Source organism: Psychrobacter sp. TB20-MNA-CIBAN-0197 (assembly GCF_040309765.1).
GTDB lineage: Bacteria > Pseudomonadota > Gammaproteobacteria > Pseudomonadales > Moraxellaceae > Psychrobacter > Psychrobacter submarinus.
Window position 1 is genome coordinate 96,047 of record NZ_JBEOPC010000002.1, and the last position, 25,798, is coordinate 121,844.

Below are 25,798 nucleotides of genomic sequence, written 5' to 3' on the forward strand. Positions count from 1 at the left end.
GGCGACTGCTTAATTCAAAACACACTCTAAAATATGCTCAGAAAAAGCTTTTAACACCATAGCAAAGCACTTTTTAACCATAGTCGTGCTGTCTATTCTATTGCATTTTTATATTTATCGGGCGCACCGAGCGGTCTGCTCTATATCCTTATCTACGCGATCTATTACTGACCTCCAGAGATAATAAATTTTTTGTCGCAGCTGTCGATGACATTGCTACAACTGGCAAAATCATTGCCTTCATAGCAGACATTGATATCAGTCAAAATCGATTGGCGGCGACTGCCTGCTTGGCAGATCAGATCGATGTCAGATGCGCTCATACCACGATTAAGTCTTATCATCTGTTTAAGAAAGCTTGATTTGGACACTGTATAGCTATTACCTGTTGTCAGTTCACTGGGCAGCTTTAGGTCTCCGGCATAGTTAATAATTTGACGAAAATAACTGTTCGCACTCAGCGGACTACAAGTCCCATAGCGATGCCATGCTTGGCTGCGCACTGTCGTGTCCGGCATAATGCGGTTGACGACTTTGAGCTGTAGAGGACTTAGACGCGGCTCACTACCGCGGCCACAGCGCTCACCATAGCCCAAATCTAGCCCAGATATGGTAAAAGAATAGCCTTCTAAACATTGACGCATCCGCGCGCGCGTTGGCTGTAGATTACATAACGCTGGGGTCATCTCAACCATGAGTACCCGCTGACCACTTTTGACTGCGCTTGCCGCTTGCGCAGGAGCTATAAAGACGCTAGGTAATAGCATTAGACCCGCTAGCTTGGCTGAGGTAGCAGACACTCGGAACCAAACAGACGATTGACGACTGTTCGCTTGATACTTTATAAAATTTATATATTTATTTATCATAGTCAAAAGGGTATATACAGTTATCGAACAGTAGAAGCAGGTATAAAAATAGCCTATAGTTATCGTTCTGTTTTTGGACGCTAACTAAATAAAGAGCTAGTAATCTATAACATGTAGACAGATTAGTCTAATACTACCAAAACACTTTGTTTACTCTATAGCAAAAACGTAAATCAACTTTAAAAACTTCTATCCCCTGATATAGCAAAGGATAACGCGGCCTGATAAAACCTTATCTGAACCTTTATTTTTAATACATTAATATCCTAAAAAGATTAAAAAAAGCCATCAACACTACTTGCTGATGGCTTTTGCTATAAAGATGCACTACTAACCACGTCAAACGCTATTGCTCAGCCATGAGGCTGTTAAAAAGCTGCGGGCACCGATCCCATACGATCAGTAATCGGCTGCGGACGACCTAGTAAGCTACTATAGATAGTGGCATTTTCCATCACGTGCTTGACGTAATTGCGAGTTTCGGGATAAGCGATAGACTCAACATACTGATCTGCAGCGAGCGAGCCATAAACCGGCTGCCAGCGCTTGGCATTGTTAGGACCAGCATTATAACCTGCGGTTGCCAGTACAGGCTGATAGTTGAGCTTACTCAAGATATCGCCCATATACCAAGTGCCATAGCGGATATTAGTATCGCCGCTATTGGCGCGGCTAGCACTATAAGTCTCGCCTAGATTGCGCGCGATGTATTTAGCCGTATCAGGCATGACTTGCATCAAACCACTAGCGCCAACGTTCGAGCGCGCTGAGGTCACAAAGCGGCTCTCTTGACGCATAATGCCGTAAGCCCACGCCGGATCAATGCCCGCCTCTCGGCTATAGCGTACCACCGCGCTTTGGTGCGGCATCGGATGCGATAGTGCCAAGCTGTCTACTCTATCGGCATTATCGATGGCATAAATCGCGCGATCGAGCCAGCCCATATCATGCGCTACGCGCGCCGCGGCAATGATCAGACTATCATCACGCTTATCACGAGCCTGCTTGACCGCCCAGTTCCATTCGCGATTGGCAAACGAGCGATTGGCGTCTGAATTATACAGTGCAAAAGCGCGTGCAAAACTTGGCTCTTGCATCACGCGTGCGCGATCAGCGCTGCTAATATTAGGCAAGTTATTGCCGCCCAAACGGCTGGCATAGAAGCGCTGGCCGATTTTGTCTTTGGCCATTAGCCCGTAGTAGTCATTACTTTTTGCTAGCTGCTGATACATACGTTTGGCAGTAGTACGCTTATTGGCATCGCTTGATTGCTCATAAGCGCGCGCGAGCCAATACTGCCATATATTGGATCTTTGGGTCTCGCTATCCATCTGAGAGATCGCCTCAGCGACATCATCCCAGCGACTAAAACGAATAGCAGCCATCGCATAATCTTCGGCTTCTTCAAAGTTAAAATCATCGTCCAGACTCTTACGGAACCAATCTACCGCCTCACTATTAAAGCCATCATCGGTATTATAGTTCATACGCTTGACACCAATAATGCGATAAGCGTAGCGGCGCGTGTCATCGTTTAATAAGCGAGCGCGGCGCTGATTGTCTTGCTTGATATCAAAATCTAACTGCATCGCCGCTTCGCGGTAAGACTTATCGGCAAGGCGGCCTATCGCATATAGATAAAGGTATTGATTAATTTGACTGTTAGGCTCTTTAGTAAATCGGCTAAGAAACGAGGAAGGATTAAGCTGAATCTCGCTCAAAGCTGAATAAGGAATAGGCGTGCCTAAGCGTGAGGATAGCGCCATAATATCGCCGGTGTTGCCGACACGCAGCATACGTTTCAGTCTTGAGGCCCGATCGCTATTACTAATAAGCGCGTGATTATTCATCTCCATCGCTAGCTGATCACATAGCGCAGGCTGTTTTTTGGTGGTTAGCCAAACGTCAGACTTCTCGCTCAGCGCGCGCATCGTATCGCCGCCATTATTGAACCCAAGGGCAATGGCGCAGCGCTCTGACCTATCGGCATTAGTAATCAGATTAGCCACTTGACGGACGGAAGCATAATCATTAGCGCCGGCTTTGGTCTCTGCAAAATCAGCGACGAGCTTTTCGGCCATAACACTGCCTGGGTATTGACGTACAAACTGCGAGATAGCCGCTGCACTTTGTGAATTGAGATCCAAATTCATTCGCCAATAAGTCGGGTACATGGCAAACAGGCTACCACTCATCAGCTGCTCATAGTTGAACAAAGCACTGATATCGCCTCTATTCTCAGCTTGTGCGGCAGCATTAAAATAGTCGACGCCACTACTACCCTGCTGATAGCTGTTGCCTGAGTAGTAGCTGCCTTCTTGCTCAAAGCTCTCGCCGTCTCCCCAAGTCAGCTCAGCACAAGCCACTTGTGATACTCCAAGCGCCCCCATAGCAGTCGCTAAGCTCAGCGCACTCACTCGCAGCTTACTGTTTTTGACGCTCTTCAATAACTGTAAATTTAGAGTGTGCTTAGTAGTGGTTTTTTCTTTGCTGTTATGAGTAACGCGCAATTTTGTCATACGGACTCTCTTTATATTCTTCAGTATCAAGTAAATTGGTATCAAGTAAATGAGTATCAGGTGAATTAGCGGCTTGTGTATAGCGATTTGATGCTTAGCGCTGCGATAAGTGCACTTACCATACTATTGATCATACTATATTTGGTTAACTTTCAACCAATCACTTTACCATTTGTCTCTAATCAGGATAGTACCCAGTAACAACAAAATGATATTGCTCGTCTTTTATAACGCATACTAGCAGCGCGTATCAGCAGTACACAATGACAAGCATAGTGACCGTACATAGTGACAATACATAATGACAAGCGGGCACTCTTGCTCCAGTTCTGAGTCATTAGACAATAACGAGTCATTGATGAGCAAATGATAAGCGATTGATACTATTATAAATAATTTGGTAGATGAATGACATTCGTTGATGCTTATTTTTCACTTTACAGACTGATTATGATAAAATACGCGCCTTATCTTTAGTGCTTGGTCTGCAGCGTCTCGTCTTCAGCGCTTAGCCTGCCAATCTGTTTAACCATGGATGTCTTGTTATGAGTGTTACTGTATTTGACCCGCGTATCGATACTACCGATACGAGCTCTACTGCTGAAACGACCCTTGCTGCGCAAGCAGCAACAGCGCTTGAAGAGTCCCATTCTGCGGCCGCTCCTGTCAAAAAAGTCTTTGTCACCACTCAGGGCTGTCAGATGAATGTCTATGACTCTGACAAAATGCTCAACGTGCTCGGCGATTCGCACGGTATGCAAGTCACTCATGATATCGATGAGGCTGATGTGCTCTTGATGAATACTTGCTCTATTCGCGAAAAAGCGCAAGAAAAAGTATTTTCAGAGCTGGGCCGCTGGCGTAAATTGAAAGAAAAACGTCCTGACTTAGTCATTGGTGTTGGCGGCTGCGTAGCTTCACAAGAAGGCGATAACATCCAAAAGCGCGCGCCGTATGTCGATATGGTATTTGGGCCGCAGACCTTGCACCGTCTGCCAGAGCTGTATGATCAGTCTAATGAGCAAAAAGGTATCGCGCCCAAAAACCGTATCGGCACAATCGATATCTCGTTTCCTAGCATTGAGAAATTTGACTTCTTGCCTGAGCCTAAAGTCGAAGGCTATAAAGCCTTTGTCTCTATCATGGAAGGCTGCTCAAAATATTGCTCATTTTGCGTGGTGCCATATACGCGCGGTGAAGAGTTATCGCGTCCATTAGATGATGTACTTGCTGAGATTGACAACCTTGCCGAACAAGGCGTACGCGAAATCAATCTATTAGGTCAGAACGTCAACGGCTATCGCGGCGAAAAAGATGATGGTAGTATTTGCCGCTTTGCCGAGCTATTGCATTATGTCTCGCACGTCGACGGTGTGGAACGTATCCGCTATACCACTAGCCACCCGCTCGAGTTCACTGATGATATTATCGATGCTTATGCGCAATTGCCTGAGCTGGTCTCGCACTTACACCTGCCAGTTCAAAGTGGCTCAAATGCTATTTTAGCGGCGATGAAACGCAATCATACGATCGATGTATATATTGATCAGATTAACAAGCTAAAAGCCATTCGCCCTGATATTCACTTGTCGAGCGACTTTATTATTGGCTTCCCTGGTGAGACCGATCAGGACTTCCAAGATACCTTGAACTTAGCAAAAGAATTAAACTTCGATCACTCGTACAGCTTTATTTATTCCAAGCGTCCAGGCACGCCAGCTGCTGAGCTGCCTGATAATGTTAGCTTCACTACCAAAAAAGAGCGCTTGGCAGAGTTTCAAAAGGTGATTATCGACTCAACCCTACAAAAGACCCGTGAAATGGTCGGTACCACCACTCGCGTCTTGGTTGAACAAGTAGCGGATCGACATCCTGATTGCTTGCTAGGTACGGCGGACAATACCCGCACCGTGATGTTCCCGTTTGAGGAAGCGCAAAAGGATGAGCTGCTTGGTAAACTCGTTAGCGTCCGTATTACTGACTTTGTCAGTCCGCATATGGTTAAGGGTGAGTTAGTTGAGGTTTTGGCCTAACACAATGTTTGTAATACGACTTTAGATAAGAAAAGCCGTTTGCTATTAATAGTGGACGGCTTTTTTGTATGCGGCTGTCATGATTATCACCGTATCTTATGGAGTAACTAATAGTGTTGAATCACCTTAAAACCGATGCAGTGCAGCTGGGATTCATCTTGTCAATGAGAGCTGCGCAACATCGAAACAGCGAAGACACAGCACGCAAGGAAAATGAATAGCAGTTGCACGTTAATATTAAGCGTATCGACTTTATTTCGCACTGACCATAGTGTTCTTTAAACCATAAAATGACTAACCACTTCAGCCAATAAAGCTGCAGCAATCAACATAAATATCACGCCGCAAGCACGATTAAGCCAAGCCAGACGATCACCAACATCAAGCCAGCCAGCCAATTGCTTTCCGCCCAGCGTATAGATGATCTGCCAAATGGTTTCGCTTAAAAACAAGCCAACAGTCAGCATTATATACTGCGGCCAAAGGGGCGCCGTAAAATTGATAAACTTGGGGAAAAAAGCAGCGAAGAATAATATAGCTTTTGGGTTAGACAGTGACACCCAAACGCCGGTACGAAATAAGGTCATATTGTTTGGTGACACCTTAACTGCCGCACTCGATAGTGAGCGCGGCTGCGGTGTTTTCTCATCAGTCATAAATGGCATAGTAGTCGGATAATCGGTCGCGACCTCCTCGCCCATTTCTTTGGCATCACTCATCAAGCTGCCCTCACCAGCATCGAGCCATGACTGAATACCCAGATAAATGAGATATAGCGCGCCTACCGTTTTGATTACTTCTAAAGCCCAAGGCGATTGACGACTGATAACGTCTAGCCCTAGCAAGGTTGACAGCAATAGGATGAATAAACCAAGGCTTAATCCTGCCAGCGTCCATAGCGTACGCTTCACCCCATAATTTAGCCCATACTGAAACGCCAACAGCATATTAGGCCCTGGCGTCGCGGAGATAAAAAAGGTACTGATAAAAAACACGGTAAATAGATGCCAAGACATCTGCAACCCCTACTCTGTATTATGAAACTTACTGATGTTAAAAAAATAAACACCGCCATTACGACGGTGTTTGATCAAACCTAATTATACTCTAAGTGCTTTGACTTTATGAGCATAAGCTACAATTTTCTTATCGATAAAGATCTAGTTAACCGTACAGCTCTCTAACAGTTTCTGCAGAAAACCATCACAACGCTCAATCTCACTTAATGCCACAAACTCATCGGCTTTATGCGCCTGCTCAATGCTCCCTGGGCCGCAAATAATGGTCGGAATGCCAGCGTTAGTAAACTGTCCGCCTTCGGTGGCATAAGCCACTTTATGGCGCTCATCATCGCCCGTCAAAGCTGCGATTAACTCTTGTAGCTCGTCATTCTTATCATCACTCATCGCTGGTACGCCCTCTTCTTGTATCAGCTCGATACCGGTTTCAGGAGACCGCGCTTGCATTTGCGCGTTTAGCTCGGCAATTTTAGTTTTGATCGGTGCTACGATATCCTCTTGCGTCATGTGCGGTAAGTTGCGATAGTCAAAGGTGAACTCGCACAGATTGGGTACGATGTTGGTCGCGGTGCCGCCTTGTATCGTACCGACCGACAGGGTCGAAAAAGGCACATCAAACATAGCATCATTGTCATCACGCTGGCTGATCTCTTCTGCTAACGCATCGACATAACCGACCAAACGACTGGCGTAGCTAATGGCATTGACGCCTTTATGGGTTAAGGAGGAATGCGCGGACTTGCCATGCACGCGGCAACGATAAACCGCAATGCCTTTATGCGCGACCACCATAGTCATCAAAGTTGGCTCACCGACGATACAATAATCAGGAGTGATACCGCGCGCCTCAATATCCGCCAAAATCAGCGGCGCACCCAAACAGCCCACCTCTTCATCAAACGATAGTGCCAGATGTAGCGGACGACTGAGTTTACCCGCTTTAGATAATTTGACTGCTTTAGGTAGCACCATTAAGCTACAAGCAATAAAGCCTTTCATATCGCACGACCCGCGCCCGTACAGTTTATCGCCACGTATTTCCGCTTTAAATGGATCTGAGCTCCAGTCCTGCCCATCAACTGGTACGACATCAGTATGACCTGAGAGCACCAAACCGCCATCTAAAATATCTCGGTTCTTTCCTGCGGGTACGGTAACAAACAGATTGGCTTTGTTCTGAGCCTCATTAAAGGTGAGATCAACGCTCAAACCCAGCTGCTCGCAGTAGCCTTGTACATCTTTTATCAGCGCCAAGTTTGAATGGCGACTGACCGTATCAAAGCCAATGAGCCGCGTCAGCCAATCGATACTTTGCGTAGGGTAGTCAGCCTGATTAGTGTTGGTTTTTGCATCACTATTGCTAGCGGTTATGGTCATAAAATATCCTTAGCCTATCTAAAAAAGAGGTTAGCTATTTTTAACAAAGCGCTGTTGTAGGGCTTTTACTTCCTCATCTAAGCCGTCAACTGGCCCATCGATAGGGATATCAGGCGCGACCTCTGAGATAGCTAACGCATTAATCGACAGCGGCGAGTCTACACCCATCTCCGCCATCCACTCGCCGAGTTGCTTGACCGAGCTGACATAAACGATACGGCCAAGACCCGCCAGCCCATGTGCAGCAGAGCACATCGCGCAGTGCTCACCTGAAGTATAAACGGTTTACTTACGATGGGTTATTTTGATTCATCACATCCATGACTGGCGGCATGGGCTTTGGCAGCTTACCTTCTGCTTGCAATTCCTTCGTGGTCTTAGCATCGATAGGTAGTCCGGCAATCAGTGCCAACTCCTTCACCGATTTACGTTTGCGCGTGGCAAAGCTGACAGGCACCATACGCGCAAACTCATAAATATATAGGTAAGACTCCTCACCACCCTCAAACTCGTCATCCTCGGCTAGACGAATCGCGCCAATCTTCGCCAAATCAGAGAGCATCTCGTTCTCCTCAGCACTTAGACGACAATCAGTAATACCAAAACCGGTCATAAAGCCATTGGCCCACTGTTTCAGCGCCATTACACGCTCGTACAAATCATGTTCATCGTCAGGCACTAGCGGCGTATAGGCATAAGCATCATCTTTATCTTTGAGCTGAAACACGGTGTCCTCAGCCTCCTCAGTTAATAAAGTTAGCGCCTCGTCAGGCAAAGCTTCAAAGCTAAGCTCGCTCAAGATAGCAGCCCAACCTGCCTCATCGGGCGCGTTGCAAGCGGTCATCAGCCCAGTCATCAAGCCATGTATCTCACTGATTGTCACATCCGTCCAACCTGCAAACGCATCTGACCAAGTGTTCCAGCCTGAGATATTATCATTCATAAAAACATCCTGATTCAAAATAAATTAAGGGTAAATAAGTGCGACAAAGTATAAAGATGCCCAAAATGCCTACTATAAGCTCAATGGCAATTACTTTGTTGATATAGATATTATGAGGTCACTTATGGCATTATTAAACGCATAAAGCCAATTCATTATCATCACGTTCATTAAGGATAAAAACTGACTATGTATGATCAACTAAAAATATTAGAAAAAATGATACTAGATATCAAAAAACAGCATCAACTGGTCAGTCGTGAGCTCAGTCAACTAAAACAACAGCCTCAGCCTGACCCAAAAGAGCTGTCCTCCTTAAAGTCTCAGCTCAGCAGTAGCACCAATGAGCGCGACACTGCCAAAAAACAACTGAGCGATTTAGATAAGCGCTACCAAAGTTTGGCTGAGGCTCATCACATGATAGGAGAAGAGCAAGACAAACTGCAGAGTCAGCTCAGCGATTTACAACAAAAAAATAATGAGCTTGAACAGATCAATCAGCGCTTAGAGCAGCAAAACCAAGAAGCAAAGCAGCAGCTCGACGATATCAAGCAACAAAATAGCGATTTACAGCAAAAAAACCAACTGGCGGCTGAGCGTACTCAAGTGGTACTGCAGCGCTTGACCCGTATTGACCAAATGGATAGCTAAGCGCTCTCACGCTAATTTCAAACCTTTATTGTGTAGGATTTTTTATGACTGATAACCGTACTGACTCGCAAAAACCAGCGCTCGAAACGACTAGCAAGGATAGCACTGTAACAGCGGCTAATAACTCAAAAACACCGCCGGCCCAGACCCAAGACACAAGCACGCAAAGCCGAGTCGCCCAAAGCCAAGCGGCGCGCCCATCGGTCAATGCTAATAGCTCGAGCCAAACCACTGACCCCAATAAAAGCAATGATATGAATAATAATAAATCCGCTAAGCCAGCCTCAGGGCCACAAAACAAAAAGCCAGAGCATAAGCAGCCGGAAAGCAAAAAAATAGATATCGTGATTGCGGGCGCCAGCTACCCTATCTTTTGTCCCGCTGATGAAGAACAAGAGCTAAGAGCGGCAGAAAAGTTTATTAATGATTTTGCTACTAACATTAAAAAAGACGCGCCTAAACTGAATCAAGAGAATTTGCTAGTCTTGTCTTGCTTAAACTTGTACGAGCAAATCAATGCACATAAAAAATCAGAAGCCGAGCGTCAGCAGCAAAGCAAACACAACGAGCAGCTATTAAATAAAATCATGCAAGAAGCGCAGTCTGTTCTTTAAACCTATTTTTAAACCTAGACACGCCTAGGAGTGAGCCTTATAGGTTTTACCAGCATGAAAGTCGGCCTGATGTTCGTAATTACAAAAAAACAGCTCTTGGTTTTTTGTCGTTGCTGTATCCGCTACTACTTCATCCGTAGCTAGCATCGCGTCGCTATGAGGCTGCGTTTCGAGCACGCCGCGATACTCAGCGAGACTATGGCCACAAAAGTTGCAGGTGCGCGGTGTGGTGACATCGCCTTCTTTTGGCATCATGCTTTTAGGCGGGCGCGGATACATGACTTTATAAAACAGCCACATACAGATCCAGATGATTATAATAGTGGTAATAACAGCAAACACGGCAAGGCTCCTTTGAGTAGCGGACAAGGCTCCGAATATATTAGAGCATATTACATTGTCACCTTTAGATTTTACGATAAGTAACGCGCTTAGCATAGCAGGCGCTCATAAAAAAACTGGCTCAATAAAGCCAGTTTTTGATTTATATCAATTTATAAGTAAAACGATAGCTTCTAGAGTTGCAGCTCGCTGATATCAGCAACTGTTAAGAATAGTGCGCGGACTTGCTTTAATAGTGCTAAGCGATTGGCTTTTAGCGCGGCATCTTCGCTATTGACCATAACGCTATCAAAGAACTGCGTGAGTGGCTCATCTAAGCTGGTTAAAGTTTGCAGTACTTGCGTATAGTCCGCTTGCTCTAATAAGGGCGCAACTTGCTGCTGTGCTTGCTGCACTTTTGCGTATAGTGCTTGTTCAGCAGCTTCCGCTAGTATCGACTCATCGACACTATCAGCGACTGCGCCTTCTGACTTAGCGATTATATTCGCCACGCGCTTATTAGAATCCGCTAGCATCGACGCTTGCGGTAGCTTACTAAAAGACTGCACTGCGCGGATACGCTGATCAAAATCAAGCGGCATGTGCGGGTTGATCGCTTGTACGGCTTGAATGGTGTCGACGCTGACGCCTTTCTCAGTGTACATGGCGCGATAACGCGAATTGAGGAACGCCATCACTTGGGTAAAGGTATCGCCCATCTTCGCAATTTTACTGCCTGACTCATTACTGTAGCCTTTAATCGCTTGTTCCACCAGCGCCACTAAGTTAATAGGCAACTGCTTTTCGATTAAAATGCGCAAAATACCAATAGCCGAACGGCGTAAGCTAAACGGATCTTTTGAACCTGTCGGCGCTTGATCAATAGCAAAGATACCCACTAAGGTATCTAAGCGATCGGCTAGCGCTAAGCAAATACCGATCGGCGTCTGCGGCAGAATATCACCGCTAAACTTAGGCAGATACTGCTCTTCAATACTGGCAGCGACGGCTTCAGGTTCATCATTTAGACGCGCATAATAAGTGCCGGCGATGCCCTGCAATTCTGGATATTCACCGACTAAGGAGCTGGTCAAGTCCGCTTTGGCAAGCATGGCGGCGCGTACCGTCTCATCGAGATCAATACTCTGCCCTTGCTGTTGCAGTAGCCCAGCGATAAATCCAGCAAGCTTAGCGATACGCTCAGACTTCTCCCAAATCGTCCCCAGCTGATCTTGGAACACACGCGTCTTTAAGCTTTCAGTCATCGCAAATAATGGCTGCTTTTGATCCTGCAAAAAGAAAAACTCTGCATCGGCCAGACGCGGGCGCACGACTTTCTCGTTACCTTCGACGATTTGATTAGGGTCTTTAGACTCAATATTGGTAATAAAAATAAAATACGGCTGTAACTTACCGTCTTTGTCGGTCAGACAAAAGTACTTCTGGTCCGCTTGCATGGTGGAGATAAGCGCCTCTTGCGGTACTTGCAAGAATCTTGGCTCAAAGCTTGCTCTTAACGCAATCGGTAAGTCAACTAAAGCTGTCACTTCGTCTAACAGCTCTGCTGGCACAATCGCATCGGCATTGACTTGATCAGCTAAAGTTTTGACCTGATTGTTAATCATCATCCGGCGCTTATCAAAATCAGCGATCACTTTTAAGCGCTCAAGCAGCGACTCATAGTTATCAGCATGATCGAGCTCATGGTAGTCTGGGCTATGAAAGCGATGACCACGCGTTTTTGCACCGCTTTGATGACCTTGAATGGTCGCATCGATGACTTGATCATCTTGCATCAACACCACCCACTGCACCGGCCGCACAAACTCTTCTCGGCCGCTACCGGAGCGCATACGCTTAGCAATCGGCAGATTATCGAGCGCCGTTTGAAAGATATCAGGTAACAACTCAGTCGTCGCTTGACCGTGAATGGTTTGCTCATAGCCGACATAATCGCCTTTATCAGTATTGATAGTCGTCAGCTCACTGGTCTCTATGCCTAAGCCCTTGGCAAAGCCCATAGCCGCGCGGGTGGGATTGCCCTCATCATCAAAAGCTGCCTTAATAGCTGGGCCGCGCTTTTGCTCAGTACGATCAGGCTGCTTATCACTAATCCCAGTGATTTGTATCGCCAAACGGCGCGGGGCGGCAAAGGCTTTAATACTATTAAAACTGATATCAGCCTCTTTTAGTTGCTCGATAACGCTAGCTTGCAGGGCATCGCGTAGCGGTTTTAGGCTCTTGGGCGGCAGCTCTTCACACCCCAGTTCAAATAAAATGGTACTCATGGGATGCTCCTATTTCTTAGTGTCAGTATTTGTGCGGTTATTATCACTACTAGGCTGATTTTCAGCGGAGTCTTCAGTAGACTCTGTCACGTCTTCTTTTGGCAGATATTTATCAATAGCAGCTTGACGATGCTCCGCGTCTGCTAACGGGAACCCTAACTTGGCTCTTGCTTCGACATACCCAAAGGCTACTTTACGCGCCAGCGTTCGCACGCGCAAAATAAAGCGCTGACGCTCAGTGACCGAAATCGCGCCGCGAGCATCGAGCAAGTTAAAAGCATGCGAGGCTTTGAGCACCATCTCATAAGCGGGCAACGGTAGGCCTGCATCGACTAATTTATCCGCTTGCTCTTCATAAAAGTCAAAGAACTCACTCATCTTCGGCACATCAGCGTGCTCGAAGTTATAAGTCGACTGCTCCACCTCGTTTTGATGAAACACATCGCCATAAGTCACGCGGCCAAATTCGCCATCTGCCCAAACCAAGTCATAGACGCTATCGACGCCTTGCACATACATAGCTAGGCGCTCAAGACCGTAGGTAATCTCACCGGTGACTGGGAAGCACTCGATACCACCGACTTGCTGGAAGTAGGTGAACTGAGTGACCTCCATACCGTTAAGCCAAATCTCCCACCCTAGGCCCCACGCGCCAAGCGTTGGCGACTCCCAGTTGTCTTCTACAAAGCGAATATCATGCACTAAAGGATCGATACCGATGGCACGTAAAGAGTCTAAATATAGCTCTTGTATATTGGGCGGATTGGGCTTGAGCACCACTTGAAACTGATAATAATGCTGCAAGCGATTAGGGTTATCGCCGTAGCGGCCATCGGTCGGACGGCGCGAAGGCTGTACGTAAGCCGCATTCCAGCGCTCAGGGCCTAACGAGCGCAAAAAAGTCGCGGTATGAAAAGTCCCTGCCCCGACTTCCATATCATAAGGCTGCAATACCACGCAGCCTTTGGATGCCCAAAAGTTTTGTAGGGTCAAGATCAAATCTTGAAAACTCATCGGTTTAGAGTCTTTGCGGGAGTTGTCATTATTAGAAATATTATCTTGGGAGGTCATAAAAAAATCACTATGAAATAAGTAGGATTAGGGCGAGCTTACCTAAAAACAGTTAAGCTTTGCTAGCTTGTTCGGCTACGCCTCTATTAACCTGCTTACCTTACTAAAAAATTGCCATTTTATCCATATATACAGTAACTATATTTATAGTATTACCTATAGCATCATATGTAATATCTACGCTGGCTAGGCGTCGCGTATTAAAGTTCAACCGATGATGACAGGTATAGTCAATTCTAAATAAAGTAGAGAGATAGTTTTTAGGCGCGGAACGGGTATGAATTTTACTGGCGTGCTGTGCCTATGCAGACAGATGCTGCATAACTAATAGTTAAACAAAAGCATCCCAATCCCGCTATATCGTTTTTACAATGAACTCACTACATCAGTGCATAAATCAGCAGCGCATAAATCAGTATACACGGCACAACAAAAAAATACCCAAATGCGTAAGCATCTGGGCAGGAGGAAAAGTGTGATACCGGTATCCTGTTGTATCAGGCTTTTTGTTTTTTATAAGACACTATCGCTACTCTATTTTTATTATTATAGGTTTAAGCGTTACTGTTTATTTTGACTGCATTACTTTTAGAACTGTAGTACTTGTTTAACCCAAATACTTTTAAATTTGATATTTTTAGCTTTAGTAACTTTAAAATGGGTACTTCTTTCACTACATCTAACTACTGATAGGACTGAGGAGTTGCTTTTGGCATAACAATCCATAATATGATGTAAATCAAAATCCCTGGGACTGCTGCACTAAGTGAAGAGATAATAACAAACAACACTCTTACCCAAGTCGGTGACCATCCTAAATACTGAGCGATACCGCCCATGACACCTGCGATCATTTTATTGTTTCGCGAACGATGCAGTTTAACTAACTTACTCAAAGTTTGTACTCCTTCTCGAGCGATTTAACTTGTAAATAAGTATAGCAAGTATTCGCTATTTATCTGTTGATGCTTTAAGCGTGCTTTGTGACTTTATGATAATCAAAGTTGCCGTAATCTGTCATAAAGCGCGGTAACTGCCTGATTTTAAATAGTTATTTCAAAATGTTTCAAAAAAGGCCATGTTACGGGTTCTTTTCGCTGAGTTTACTGAGATGCTTATTTGCGACGATTATTATTAATTTCAACAACTTGCCTGCTTTCGCTACTCATTTTTCAAACTTTTACAATAACTCACCTGTATCTACGTCCAAAGCTTTATACCATGCTATTAATTTAACGCACAAACAGCGCCGTTTATATGATGAAGTTAGATAGGAGATATAATGATTGATTCCGGTTTAATGATTGGGCATTTTCAGCCACTACATTTAGGACAAATGCGCAGTATCTTAGCAGCAGCAGGACAAGTCAAAAGCCTTTATATCGTTATCACTTCCCATCCGGCGCCGCATCCAGATTTTGATATTACCTTAAAGGACAAAGCGCGCTGGCTACAGATGGCTTGTGCGGACTTGCCCTTTATTCATCTGCATATCTCTGAGGAGATTGCGCTACCTATCCATGATGATTTTAGCGATGTTGCTATCGATGTCACTGAAACTCAGGCCAAACTCACTTATATCGCCCATGAGTTAGAGCTACCTGATGATACCGCATTATTTGTCGCAGAGAATCATCCTATCGCGCAAGAGGCGGTCAAGTCTCAACTGAGCATGCCGGTCTTAACGACACCGCTACAGTCAGAGTTTAACTCTTATGCCATCGCAAGCCACCCTATCGCAAATTGGGCCGCGATTCATCCAATAGCGCGTGCCAACTATACCAAGACTGTCGCTATCGTCGGCGGTGAGAGCTCAGGCAAAACCACTTTGGTACATAAGCTTGCCAATTACTACGGCGCAAGCTTTGCGCTAGAGATGGGTAGACTTTATGTCGTGACTGACCTGGGTGGTAGTGAGCTTGGTCTGCAATATAGCGATTACGGCCCTATCGCGCTTGATCATGCCGAGGCTATTCGCCAAGCTAAGATCAATGCGACCGCGCCGGTGACTATCGTTGATACTGACTTTGTGACTACGCAAGCGTTCTGTGAAGAGTATGAAGGCCGTACTCATCCTTTCGTTGACGCTTGTATTAATGAGTTTCGGTTAGACTATACGGTGATGCTCGATAATAATACACCTTGGGTCGATGACGGTATGCGCTCGCTAGGTAGCGCGGAAGCTCGCGGCCGCTTCGAGCAGCTGCTATTAGACATCTTTGCTCGCCATAACATTGAGCCGCACCTTATCGACGCGCCAAATTACGATACTCGTTATCATGAGGCTGTGGCATTTATCGATAAGTATATCTACGGCAAAGCTTTGTAGAATAGACGAGATAACAGCAGCGCTATTTATAACGTCACAACCCTATAGCTCTACGACTCTAACAAGCCTCATAAACGATTTAATAACTAACCTCAGACTTAAAGGACAACCACTCTATGCGCATTCAGTTACTGGACAATATCACTGGCAAATGGTCGTTACAATGGATCATTATCTGGTTTATCTCAGGAGTCTTAGCGCTGAGTGCGGGGTTTTGGCTCACCACTGAGCACAGCACTTTGGACTGGTTTTATTTAGCGGTGTCTTTTATTGGTCTGATCTGCGTGGTGTCGTTATCCTTTCGCAAAAACGTCGCAGGCAACGGTTTTGGTATGGCGGCGACCGCTGGTGAAGTGGTGGTACAAGGTACGGCCGGCTCCGTTGGTCTGATGCTCGCGCCACTATTTAACTTTTTCACCCACCTTTACGGTCTGTTTTATTGGTCAAAGAATACCGATGCTGACGGCGATATGATACCCAAATCCGCCAATAAGTGGGTTTGGCTGATTACCATTACCTTTATGATCATCGGCTTAGCACTTTTCCCCACGGTGAACGCGCTACTCGCCAGCTACGGCTATGCCGTCGTCGAAAATGACAGTAGTTTATTTTTAGGGTTTATCTCCTTTTTTTGGATAAACGTCATCGCTTTTATTCTCTCTATCACCGCCCAAGCAGCGATGATATTACGCTACTCGTTTAACTGGTGGTTGTGGATTATCTCCAACTTCGTATGGCTCACAGTCAATCTGATGTCAGGCAATTATATCTTTGCGATTCAAACGATGGTTTATCAAGTCAACTCTTTTGTCGGGCTTTACGAGTGGTATCGCAGCGAACAAGACGCCGCTAAAGCGTCATAATAACGGTTAAAGCAAGCGGTTATGACGCGAGGGTCTACGCGATAAAGTGGTAGAGCACTATAAATAATGCTACAACTAAAGATATCGCAGCTCTTTAATTCTATTCATCAAATGACTAACAAGGAGGTTAGGATGTCTCGTAATAAAAAACGTTTATCGAAACGCTCGCTTGAGCAGTGGCTTAGCGAATATTCGGTCAGTCACCAAAACTTAATCAATAAAAAAATCCACTGGATGGCAGTGCCGACTATTTTTGTCAGTATCTTAGGCATGGGTATGTCGCTATCGGTTTGGATTACCTTAGTGCTTAGTGCCTTAGTGCTGCTATTTTATATGCAGCTCTCAACGCCATTATTTTTAGCGATGGGTATCTTTATCTTGATTTGCTTATCAGTAATGGCAGTACTACCTATCGGTTTTAAGGTCTGGGCTAGTATCTTCGTGGTTGCTTGGATCGGTCAGTTTGTCGGTCATAAAATCGAAGGCAAAAAACCCTCTTTTTTTGAAGATTTGCAGTTCTTATTAATTGGCCCAGCTTGGGTGGTCAATAGCTTAATGGGCGGCAAAAATAAACAAACGGCTTAGAGTAACTACTGTAGTCAATACTCTTTAAAAATATATGGCGCTGCTGGGTGAAATATAAGATCTGATAAAGTTTTATTTATTTAACTCAGAGTCTGCACGCCGCCGCCAGTGACGATAGCGGTCTTGCCGGACAGGTCAAACAGCTCATCAAAGCTTTTTTCTTTAAATTCTGGCATAAAAAGCTCCTATTTTAATTAGGATTTATTATTAGGTAGGCTTGTATTAACGACTATCTTAAGTCTGTAGATCGAAAACTTATATTGCAGATATCGCTTTAAAAGTTACTCATTTATTATGCCGTGCGAACCTCAAGTAGATATGGCAAGTTGACTGACTTTTGTAGCCTTAGCACTTCTGAGTATTGCTTCTCATTATTTTTATATCAGATTCTTTTAGAAAAATTCGCAAAACACAGACAAAAAAAACCCTCACTATTTATATAATAGTGAGGGTTTTTGCTATGTCTTGTATAAAAGACAGTAGCCATATTTGGAGCGGGATAAGAGATTCGAACTCTCGACCCCAACCTTGGCAAGGTTATGCTCTACCACTGAGCTAATCCCGCATAAATCAAAGCGTATCGTTAATAAATATTAATGACTACGTCTCGATAGGATGGCTATTTTAGCAACTATTTTGCTGGTGTCAATATATTTTTTTAAATTTTGCTTGTTTTAATTACGTTTGGCACCGCTAAACTGCCGAATATTCAGTTATCTCTTTGATAATCTAGCGATTATTTATTAGCGCATCTTTTAAGTTTAGCTGGGATCTTTTTATAACCTTTAGGCTCTATCCAGCTATCACCTATTATTTATGACAGAGATGTACTTACATTTGCACGTAGTAATGTTACTTTTACTGCACTAGTCTTGTGACAGTAGGCTTATTATACTATGGCATATCTTAGATTAGATTTGCGAGACTTTAACTTTGTATTATTTTAATAAGTATTAATTATTAACAGCGAGGATGTTTATTATGAAAAAATTGCTCACTACGTCACTGATGGCGGCTTCATTATCGACACTGGGACTGGTTGGCTGTACGAGCACTACCAATACAGGCGCTGTCGGCGTCGATCGTCAGCAGCTATTACTGGTCTCTGATGAAGAGGTGCTACAACTCTCTGCCAAAAGCTACAATCAAGTGCTACAAAAAGCGCGTCAAGAGCGGGTATTAGATACCAATCCAGCACAGTTACAACGCCTAAAAAGAATTGCTAATCGCTTAGTCGGTCAAGTTAGTGTTTATCGTCCTGATGCTGCTCAGTGGAACTGGGAGGTTCATACCATTAAGTCACAGCAGCTCAACGCTTCGGTATTACCAGGCGGTAAAATCCTGTTTTATTCTGGCATTATCGATCGCTTGAACCTAACTGATGATGAGATTGCTGCCATTATGGGTCATGAGATATCACACGCGCTACGTGAGCATTCTCGTGAACGTATTTCTCGCGAATATGCCACGCAGACTGGTATTGGCCTTGCTGCAAGTGTCTTTGGTCTCTCGCAAGGTCAAGCGCAGCTAGCGGGTCTTGCCGGTGATCTTGGTTTGAGCCGTCCGCATAGCCGCACCCAAGAGTCTGAGGCTGACCAAATCGGACTTGAGCTAATGGCACGTGCTGGTTACAACCCGCAAGCGGCTATCACCTTATGGCAAAAAATGCAGCGCGCTAGTCAAGGTGAGCCACCTCAGTTTTTGAGTACTCACCCGGCAAGCAGTACACGTATCTCACAAATGCAGGCATTAATGCCTAAAGTGATGCCACTGTATCAAAAAACGCGCCGTTAGTGGTTAATTCGAACAGTCTTAACAACAGGGCTTGGATACATTCATGCCCTGTTTTTTTGTGACTGCTGTTTCTGTTATAAAAAGCAGTCTCATAAAAGAGCAGTATCCTAATAGTTTGACAAAGAGCGCGTTTAGCACTTGTCAGCTTTGCTCTGGTATAATGCTTCCATCTATTTTTATCAAATCAGCACAGTGTTGACTATTGAAGGACTGTTATGACGACTACCGCCCCTACTGCTATCGCCCTTGAAGACAAGCTGCAAGAGTTACAGCCGCAATATCTAGACTTAGTCAATGAGTCAATGAATCATGCTGGTTACTTTGACGGTAAAGAGAGTCACTTCAAGCTAACGCTAGTTAGTGAAGCCTTTGCAGGCAAGCGTTTGGTTGCGCGCCATCAGCTTGTCTATCAGCTGGTAGATCCACTGCTAACCTCGCAAGGCGGTACTGTGCATGCGCTTGCGATCTACGCTTACACCCCTACTGAGTGGCAACAGCAAACCCAAAGCCCTGAGAGCCCGCTATGTGCAGGACAAAATAAATAAGCGCTGTCACTGCGCTAGATTCGCTTAGACTGACTAGTGCTGAGCTTACTCTACAAGGAATAAGATTCAATGAAACATCTACACATGCTATTAGTATTTATATTGATTGGGCTATTTATTTACCAGAGCGTTTTGGTGTTAAGCGCTAATCGCCGCGCGCCGCGTCCGGTTAAGATTGCCAATCACATATTATATGCCTTAGTGATAGTCACAGGGGCTTGGATGCTGATGCAATTGATGAGTGTGAACGCACCTGTACAGTGGGTGTTTGCCAAAATTATACTCTTAGTCGCCGCAATCAGTGCTAGCGCCAAATCTTTCAATATCAATGCTGCGCCAACTCAAAGTAAAGTCGGTATTCTTATCGCCGGCGTCGCTTATATAGGGATTGTCATCTTGGCGTATGCGAAACCTGCAAACTTATTTTAATATCATAAGCTCGCTATATTTGCTATCTTAAATACCTCCTACTGGTTCAACGGAGTTTTTATGAAAACCTTTACCGCAACAGCGTTACTTGCCACCGCTGGCATCTTTACGCTTTCGGGCTGTGCAACCAGTGGCAATCTCACCCCGCAGTATGTGCCGCCAAGCACTTATCAAAGCTACGACTGTCAAGCGCTCGCTCAAGAGTACAATCGCGTTGAGCGCTATGTCAATGCGACGCAAAAGCAGCAATCGAGCCTGTCGGCATCAGGAGTCGGCGTCGGTATCTCTGCTGGACGCTGGGGTATCTCGCCTAATATTAGCTTTGGCGTGGGTCGAAGTAACGATAGTAAAGCGCGTGATGCGAAGCTATCGCGTCTATACGGTGAAGCCGACGCTATCATTCAAACGGCACGTATAAAACGCTGTACCTTTGCCAATGGTATTAAGATTTATGGAGAGTAAGCTCTCTTTGATGTCTATTTTGACTTATAGATAATTAATGACTCTTTTAGCAAAAAGCCAATACGCTATCCACGTATTGGCTTTTTATGTGGTTTTGAATGTATTGAGTATTAAGTTAAGCGCTATCCTTGCAAGCTTTGCACCCACTGCACAATCTGATCTCTAGGCAGCGCTCCTGACTGGCGAGCGACTTCTTTCCCGCCTCTAAACGCCACCATCGTCGGTAGACTGCGAATGTTATAAGGCGCCGCTGCTTGCTCGTACTTGTCCGTTTGCAGCTTAGCAAACACCACTTGCGGCAGTTGCCCTGCCGCCTCTTTAAACTGCGGTGCCATCATCAAGCACGGCTGACACCAACTTGCCCAAAAGTCGACCACTGTCAACACTTCATTTTTTTGAATGACTTTATTTACCGTTTGCGCAGTTAGCTCCTGCGGGCTTGCTGTCAGTAAAGGCTTGGCGCATTTACCACAGTTGGGCGCTGCGCTAAGGCGATCGTTTGGCAGACGATTGGTCGCTTGGCAATTAGGGCAAACGATATGTAAACTCTCAGTACTCATAATTTAAGTCCTTCTTTATTAATTTTCTTTTATTAGTTTTATATCTTGCAAATGAAAAAACTTAGCTCAAATTATTATTCTAATATTTGTACAAATTTCCTTCTATAGCTTTTTCTTAGCCGAGCCGCTATAGACATAACTCATAGGCTTGGGTCCGGGTAAGTATTCCTCATTTAACTCCTCAAGAGTAAAACCGCCCGCTGTAATCAGTGCAGCAATATCACGGTCTAAATGACAGCCACCCGCCATAGGCTTCCATAGCGGCGTCAGACGGCGCTGCCAACGCTTGACGCTCGCATCAGGTGCAAGACCATGCTCACAAAATAGCAGCCGACCTTCAGGTTTGAGTAGCCGCGCCATCTCTGTTAGCGCCGGTATCGGATCATCAATGCTACAAAGCGTAAAAGTCATGACGATAGTATCAAAACGCGCGTGTTCTGCATCAATCTCATAGATATCCGCGGCGATGATCTCAATCGGAATAGCCATCTGTGCGGCCCGTTTATCAGCTAACGCCTGCATCTGCGCAGCAGGATCGATTCCGATGATAGAGGTCACTTGGCTGGCATCATAAAACTCTAAATTCAGACCGCTACCGATGCCGATCTCTAGCACCTCTCCTGTCGCTTGCGGCACGATATTGGCGCGCGCTTTCATCACTTGTCCGGTACCGCACGCCATATCGATCATCTTCGGGAGTACATAATGCTGATAAATATTCATGGTGTGCTTCCTCGAATTGGCTTGGGTCAGTTGTCATTTTAGCGATTAGCCTAGCGCATTAATAGGCACTTTTAGATAACGAGTACCATTGGACTCAGGCTTTGGCAACTGCCCAGCATCGATATTGACCTGTACTGAGGGGATAATTAATCTTGGCATGGCAAGGGTGGCATCGCGGCGCTCGCGCATCTGTACAAACTCCGCTTCATTGATACCGTCTTTGACATGAATATTACCGCGCTTTTGCGCAGCAACAGTGGTACTAGGACAATGCTGCCGACCTTGACTAGGATAGTCATGACACAGATAAATCATCGTCTCCTCGGGTAGCGACAACAGCTTCTGGATAGAGTGATACAGCGTCTTGGCATCGCCGCCAGGGAAGTCGCAGCGAGCCGTGCCGACGTCTGGGGCAAAGATAGTATCGCCGACAAACACGACACTCTTGTCACTATCAGTCGCCACATAAGCCATATCTGCAGGTGTATGCCCAGGTACGTGCATCACGGTAATGGCGATATCACCTAAAGTCAGAACCGTCGCCTCATCGGTCAAGATATCGAACTGGCTGGCATCGGTGCGAAAGCTCGTATCGAAGTTATAGACTTGCTTAAATATCTTTTGTACTTCAGTGATATATTTACCGATAACCAACTGGCCGCCAAGCTCATCTTTGACATGAATGGCCGCTGACATATGATCAGCATGCGCATGAGTCTCGATAATATAGACCAGCTGCCAGTTCTGCTCGCGCACAAACTCAAGCACTTCATCGATGCTATCTGTGCTGGTACTCCCCGACTTGGGATCAAAGTCCAATACCGGATCGATAATAGCGCAGAGCTGATGCGCGCTATCTGCTAAGACATGAGTATAAGTTTCGGTATCTTGATGTAAAAAAGAATGTACTTGCATGCTTACCTCGTTTATTGATGATTCGTTAAAAGCTGATTGTTTATTATTTTTATAACACTTAGCTCTATAACGGTAATATAACATCTATACTACTATTTATAAATTTATATAATGTAATTTATTATAATGTAGTTTATTATAAAGCGTCTTAGCTGATTAATGTTAGAATATAGATAATCAATCTTTGATAATGGCTCAATTTATATCAATAAGATAATCGTGATATCCCAAGGAGATTACTTGACTACTTCTACCTTAGATAAGAGGTCATCGATCCATACAGCGGACGATACCACGCAGGATTTGGCAGCGATTGACTTAGCCAAACAAATGCAGCAGTCTTCACAGCAAGCCAGCAAGCTACTCAAGTCGCTATCGCACCCCGATCGCTTATTGCTGCTATGTCAGTTGACCCAAGGTGAGTACTGCGTAAGCGAGCTTGAGACGTTGGTCGGTGTCGGTCAACCAAGCCTATCGCAGCAGCTTGGCATCTTGCGTAAAGACGAGCTAGTGGCGACGCGCCGCGAAGGTAAGCAGATTTACTACCGTATCGCCAGCGACGATGCTCTGGCAGTACTGCAGCTGCTATATGAGCGCTTTTGTGCCAAATAGCTTTGAGAGTATGAATGAACGCTAAGCTCTTTGTCGCTCCCATTTGCCACTGTATAAGCAACACTGTATTAGGATAATGGCGTACTGATATGGCCTCTATTGCCACTCGTCTCATACCCGCTTGGCTGCGTCACTATTCGTTTGCCACCCTGCCTGCTGATGTGATTGCCGGACTGGTAGTCGGCATATTAGTCATTCCGCAGAGCTTAGGTTATGCGGTGCTCGCCGGCCTGCCCCCTGTGTATGGTCTGTACGCGGCTATCGTGCCCGTTATCGTCTACGCGTGGATCGGCTCGAGCAATGTACAAGCGGTCGGCCCGGTGGCGATCACTGCGATTATGACCGCAAGCGCTTTGAGCACTTATGGTGATCAAGGGGCGGAGCAATATGTGCTTATGGCAAGCCTGCTCGCCCTCATGGTAGGCGCGTTATTATGGATTGCAGGCAGGCTTAAGCTTGGCTGGATTATGCAGTTTATTAGCCGCGGGGTCTCCGCAGGCTTCATCAGCGGCGCAGCAGTACTCATCTTTGTCAGTCAGCTCAAATACCTCACCGCTATCCCAGTCACTGGTAATAGCTTGATCGGCTACTTGTCAAGCATACAGCAGTTCGCGCAGCAGCTACACCCGCTAACCTTATTGATAGGTGTCATCTCCTTTGTATTACTAGTCGCCAACCGTTATGGCGGCAAGTGGCTTTGGCGCTCTTGGCTCTCAGCTAGGCAGGCTAAATGGGCGGAGCGCTTGTTTCCGCTTATTTTATTAATAGTTGCTATTATCTTGAGTGTCATCGGTCACTGGTCCGCACATAACGTCGCCACTATCGGTAGCATTCCGCATGGTCTGCCAAGCTTAACGCTACCGCATCTGCCAGACTGGCGTGAAGCGGCTAATCTGCTACCAACCGCAGGACTGATGGCGCTGATTGTCTTCGTCTCTAGTAGCTCAGTGGCCAGTACCTATGCCCGACTGCGCGATGAGCGCTTCGATGCCAATCGCGAGCTGACCGGCTTGGGACTGGCGAATATTGCAGGTGGCCTGTTTCAGAGCTTTGCAGTAGCTGGCGGCTTTTCGCGCACAGCTATCAATGCCGACTCAGGCGCTAGGACGCAACTGGCAAGCTTTGTCACCGTAGCCGTCATGGTCGCAGCTTTGCTATTTTTTGGTGATGTGCTGGCGCCATTGCCTTATGCGATTCTTGGCGCTATCATCATGGCCTCTATTATCGGGCTAATCGATATCGCAACCTTAAAATCGGCTTGGCAGCGCGATCGCTTAGATGCCGCGAGCTTTATCGCCGCTTTTGCAGGGGTGTTGATATTTGGTCTTAATACCGGTCTAGTCATCGGCCTAATGGTATCTTTTGCTAGCCTAATTTGGCAGTCGAGTCATCCGCACGTGGCTATCGTTGGGCAATTGGCGGAGACTGGACACTTTCGCAATATTCATCGTCATAGCGTCGTCACTTATGAGCATCTATTGATGATACGTATCGATGAGAGTTTATTCTTTGGTAATACCGACTCTATCCATCGCCGCATTCTGCAAGCGACCAAGGACTATAGCGACGCCCGTGAGATTATCCTGATTATGTCAGCGGTCAATCATATTGACCTCACCGCGCAAGAGATGCTGATTACCTTAAATAGAGAGCTTGCCGCTGATGATAAGCATCTGCATTTTAGCTTTATCAAAGGGCCTGTAATGGATAAGATTGAGCATACGCCGCTGATTACTGAGCTGTCAGGGCAAGTGTTTTTGAGTACCAATGCGGCGGTAAACGCGCTAAAAGATCTGTAATCATTCAGTTTTTTAGTAATGGTGATACTTTATTGCTATTATAGTCTTATATCTTATGTTGCATATTATTTGACAATACACCGTTACTTACGTCACTTACCACGTTTGGCCTTATTCAACTTTATCTAGATAACCGACTGAAATTATGACTGACAATCTTACGATTTATAAGCAAATATACCCATCGCAATGCGCGAAACTTGCCCAGCTTGGCTATCGCTCAGTCATCAATATTCGCCCTGATGATGAACAGGTGAGCCAGCCGACAAGCCTTGATTTAGCAAGTGCTAGTGAGCAAGCTAATTTGGCTTATGAGTATCTGCCGTTCGATGATGAGCGTCTAAGTACGCTGACCGTCGAGCAGTTCGCGCGCTTTTATCATGCCTGCCCCAAGCCGATATTAATGTTTTGCGGCACGGGCGTACGCGCCAAACTCTTATATCAGAGCGCCTTGATGCAAGGTCTACTATAACCGTT

The 25,798-nt window shown here is 45.6% G+C and carries 26 protein-coding genes and 1 tRNA gene; 13 read left to right on the forward strand and 14 right to left on the reverse strand.

What is annotated here, in order from left to right:
* Positions 1-164: 164 nt before the first annotated feature.
* Positions 165-800, reverse strand: coding sequence for a T2 family ribonuclease (locus tag AAEY83_RS01110; protein ID WP_025644685.1), 636 nt, complete (start codon positions 798-800; stop codon positions 165-167).
* Between the two features lie 437 nt (positions 801-1,237).
* On the reverse strand, positions 1,238-3,388 hold the full coding sequence (locus AAEY83_RS01115; RefSeq protein WP_084212608.1) for a lytic transglycosylase domain-containing protein: 2,151 nt from the start codon (positions 3,386-3,388) through the stop codon (positions 1,238-1,240).
* 545 nt (positions 3,389-3,933) lie between these two features.
* On the opposite strand from AAEY83_RS01115, the gene miaB reads away from it, so the two are divergent.
* Entirely contained in the window at positions 3,934-5,421 is a 1,488-nt protein-coding gene (gene miaB / locus AAEY83_RS01120) for a tRNA (N6-isopentenyl adenosine(37)-C2)-methylthiotransferase MiaB (protein WP_025644688.1), read from the forward strand.
* 278 nt (positions 5,422-5,699) lie between these two features.
* Here miaB and AAEY83_RS01125 read toward each other — a convergent pair whose 3' ends face one another.
* The 4 genes from AAEY83_RS01125 to AAEY83_RS01140 all read right to left on the reverse strand — a co-directional run bounded on the left by AAEY83_RS01125 (position 5,700) and on the right by AAEY83_RS01140 (position 8,760).
* Positions 5,700-6,437, reverse strand: coding sequence for a LysE family translocator (locus AAEY83_RS01125; RefSeq protein WP_025644690.1), 738 nt, complete (start codon positions 6,435-6,437; stop codon positions 5,700-5,702).
* Between the two features lie 144 nt (positions 6,438-6,581).
* Entirely contained in the window at positions 6,582-7,817 is a 1,236-nt protein-coding gene (gene argE, locus AAEY83_RS01130; RefSeq protein ID WP_025644692.1) for an acetylornithine deacetylase, read from the reverse strand.
* 30 nt (positions 7,818-7,847) lie between these two features.
* Positions 7,848-8,072: a hypothetical protein gene (locus tag AAEY83_RS01135; protein WP_025644694.1), complete on the reverse strand. Its 225-nt coding sequence runs from the start codon at positions 8,070-8,072 to the stop codon at positions 7,848-7,850.
* 34 nt (positions 8,073-8,106) lie between these two features.
* The gene (locus tag AAEY83_RS01140) at positions 8,107-8,760 is read right to left on the reverse strand and encodes a UPF0149 family protein (RefSeq protein ID WP_025644696.1); all 654 of its coding nucleotides are present in this window, start codon (positions 8,758-8,760) and stop codon (positions 8,107-8,109) included.
* 189 nt (positions 8,761-8,949) lie between these two features.
* On the opposite strand from AAEY83_RS01140, the gene AAEY83_RS01145 reads away from it, so the two are divergent.
* Positions 8,950-9,411, forward strand: a complete 462-nt coding sequence (locus AAEY83_RS01145; RefSeq protein ID WP_025644697.1) for a hypothetical protein — start codon at positions 8,950-8,952, stop codon at positions 9,409-9,411.
* 44 nt (positions 9,412-9,455) lie between these two features.
* Entirely contained in the window at positions 9,456-10,025 is a 570-nt protein-coding gene (locus tag AAEY83_RS01150; RefSeq protein WP_025644699.1) for a cell division protein ZapA, read from the forward strand.
* 24 nt (positions 10,026-10,049) lie between these two features.
* Here AAEY83_RS01150 and AAEY83_RS01155 read toward each other — a convergent pair whose 3' ends face one another.
* From AAEY83_RS01155 to AAEY83_RS01170, 4 genes are all read right to left on the reverse strand, one after another.
* On the reverse strand, positions 10,050-10,367 hold the full coding sequence (locus AAEY83_RS01155) for a hypothetical protein (RefSeq protein WP_025644701.1): 318 nt from the start codon (positions 10,365-10,367) through the stop codon (positions 10,050-10,052).
* A gap of 173 nt (positions 10,368-10,540) precedes the next feature.
* Positions 10,541-12,634, reverse strand: coding sequence for a glycine--tRNA ligase subunit beta (glyS, locus tag AAEY83_RS01160; RefSeq protein WP_025644704.1), 2,094 nt, complete (start codon positions 12,632-12,634; stop codon positions 10,541-10,543).
* Between the two features lie 9 nt (positions 12,635-12,643).
* Complete coding sequence (glyQ, locus tag AAEY83_RS01165) at positions 12,644-13,648, reverse strand: glycine--tRNA ligase subunit alpha (RefSeq protein ID WP_025644706.1); 1,005 nt, start codon at positions 13,646-13,648, stop codon at positions 12,644-12,646.
* A 740-nt stretch (positions 13,649-14,388) separates the two neighbouring features.
* Complete coding sequence (locus AAEY83_RS01170; RefSeq protein WP_025644708.1) at positions 14,389-14,601, reverse strand: PspC domain-containing protein; 213 nt, start codon at positions 14,599-14,601, stop codon at positions 14,389-14,391.
* 386 nt (positions 14,602-14,987) lie between these two features.
* Here AAEY83_RS01170 and nadR point away from each other — a divergent pair, with 386 nt between their 5' ends.
* The 3 genes from nadR (at position 14,988) to AAEY83_RS01185 (ending at position 17,482) form a co-directional block, all read left to right on the forward strand.
* Positions 14,988-16,034 carry a multifunctional transcriptional regulator/nicotinamide-nucleotide adenylyltransferase/ribosylnicotinamide kinase NadR gene (gene nadR, locus AAEY83_RS01175; RefSeq protein ID WP_025644710.1) on the forward strand — a complete coding sequence of 349 codons (1,047 nt, stop codon included), beginning with the start codon at positions 14,988-14,990 and terminating at the stop codon, positions 16,032-16,034.
* A 116-nt stretch (positions 16,035-16,150) separates the two neighbouring features.
* Positions 16,151-16,897 (forward strand): nicotinamide riboside transporter PnuC, encoded by a 747-nt coding sequence (gene pnuC / locus AAEY83_RS01180; protein ID WP_025644712.1) that lies wholly within the window; start codon positions 16,151-16,153, stop codon positions 16,895-16,897.
* Between the two features lie 132 nt (positions 16,898-17,029).
* A complete protein-coding gene (locus tag AAEY83_RS01185) occupies positions 17,030-17,482 on the forward strand; it encodes an Mpo1 family 2-hydroxy fatty acid dioxygenase (RefSeq protein ID WP_025644714.1) in 453 nt (150 codons plus the stop codon).
* Between the two features lie 490 nt (positions 17,483-17,972).
* Here the strand turns inward: AAEY83_RS01185 and AAEY83_RS01190 are convergent.
* Positions 17,973-18,047 (reverse strand) — tRNA-Gly (locus AAEY83_RS01190).
* Positions 18,048-18,463: 416 nt separating this feature from the next.
* On the opposite strand from AAEY83_RS01190, the gene AAEY83_RS01195 reads away from it, so the two are divergent.
* The 4 genes from AAEY83_RS01195 to AAEY83_RS01210 all read left to right on the forward strand — a co-directional run bounded on the left by AAEY83_RS01195 (position 18,464) and on the right by AAEY83_RS01210 (position 20,712).
* Positions 18,464-19,276 carry a M48 family metallopeptidase gene (locus tag AAEY83_RS01195; RefSeq protein WP_025644716.1) on the forward strand — a complete coding sequence of 271 codons (813 nt, stop codon included), beginning with the start codon at positions 18,464-18,466 and terminating at the stop codon, positions 19,274-19,276.
* A 215-nt stretch (positions 19,277-19,491) separates the two neighbouring features.
* On the forward strand, positions 19,492-19,821 hold the full coding sequence (locus tag AAEY83_RS01200; RefSeq protein WP_025644718.1) for a BolA family protein: 330 nt from the start codon (positions 19,492-19,494) through the stop codon (positions 19,819-19,821).
* Between the two features lie 69 nt (positions 19,822-19,890).
* The gene (locus tag AAEY83_RS01205) at positions 19,891-20,250 is read left to right on the forward strand and encodes a SirB2 family protein (protein WP_025644720.1); all 360 of its coding nucleotides are present in this window, start codon (positions 19,891-19,893) and stop codon (positions 20,248-20,250) included.
* A 60-nt stretch (positions 20,251-20,310) separates the two neighbouring features.
* Complete coding sequence (locus AAEY83_RS01210) at positions 20,311-20,712, forward strand: hypothetical protein (RefSeq protein ID WP_025644722.1); 402 nt, start codon at positions 20,311-20,313, stop codon at positions 20,710-20,712.
* A 122-nt stretch (positions 20,713-20,834) separates the two neighbouring features.
* Here AAEY83_RS01210 and trxC read toward each other — a convergent pair whose 3' ends face one another.
* The 3 genes from trxC to AAEY83_RS01225 all read right to left on the reverse strand — a co-directional run bounded on the left by trxC (position 20,835) and on the right by AAEY83_RS01225 (position 22,910).
* Entirely contained in the window at positions 20,835-21,272 is a 438-nt protein-coding gene (gene trxC / locus AAEY83_RS01215; RefSeq protein WP_025644723.1) for a thioredoxin TrxC, read from the reverse strand.
* Positions 21,273-21,374: 102 nt separating this feature from the next.
* A complete protein-coding gene (locus AAEY83_RS01220; protein ID WP_025644724.1) occupies positions 21,375-21,995 on the reverse strand; it encodes a class I SAM-dependent methyltransferase in 621 nt (206 codons plus the stop codon).
* A 45-nt stretch (positions 21,996-22,040) separates the two neighbouring features.
* On the reverse strand, positions 22,041-22,910 hold the full coding sequence (locus AAEY83_RS01225; protein ID WP_025644725.1) for an MBL fold metallo-hydrolase: 870 nt from the start codon (positions 22,908-22,910) through the stop codon (positions 22,041-22,043).
* A 240-nt stretch (positions 22,911-23,150) separates the two neighbouring features.
* Between AAEY83_RS01225 and AAEY83_RS01230 the strand changes: the two genes are divergently transcribed.
* From AAEY83_RS01230 to AAEY83_RS01240, 3 genes are all read left to right on the forward strand, one after another.
* The gene (locus AAEY83_RS01230) at positions 23,151-23,522 is read left to right on the forward strand and encodes an ArsR/SmtB family transcription factor (RefSeq protein WP_413771570.1); all 372 of its coding nucleotides are present in this window, start codon (positions 23,151-23,153) and stop codon (positions 23,520-23,522) included.
* 89 nt (positions 23,523-23,611) lie between these two features.
* A complete protein-coding gene (locus AAEY83_RS01235; RefSeq protein WP_025644727.1) occupies positions 23,612-25,321 on the forward strand; it encodes a SulP family inorganic anion transporter in 1,710 nt (569 codons plus the stop codon).
* A gap of 145 nt (positions 25,322-25,466) precedes the next feature.
* Positions 25,467-25,793 carry a protein tyrosine phosphatase family protein gene (locus AAEY83_RS01240; protein WP_025644728.1) on the forward strand — a complete coding sequence of 109 codons (327 nt, stop codon included), beginning with the start codon at positions 25,467-25,469 and terminating at the stop codon, positions 25,791-25,793.
* The last annotated feature ends 5 nt before the right edge of the window (positions 25,794-25,798 follow it).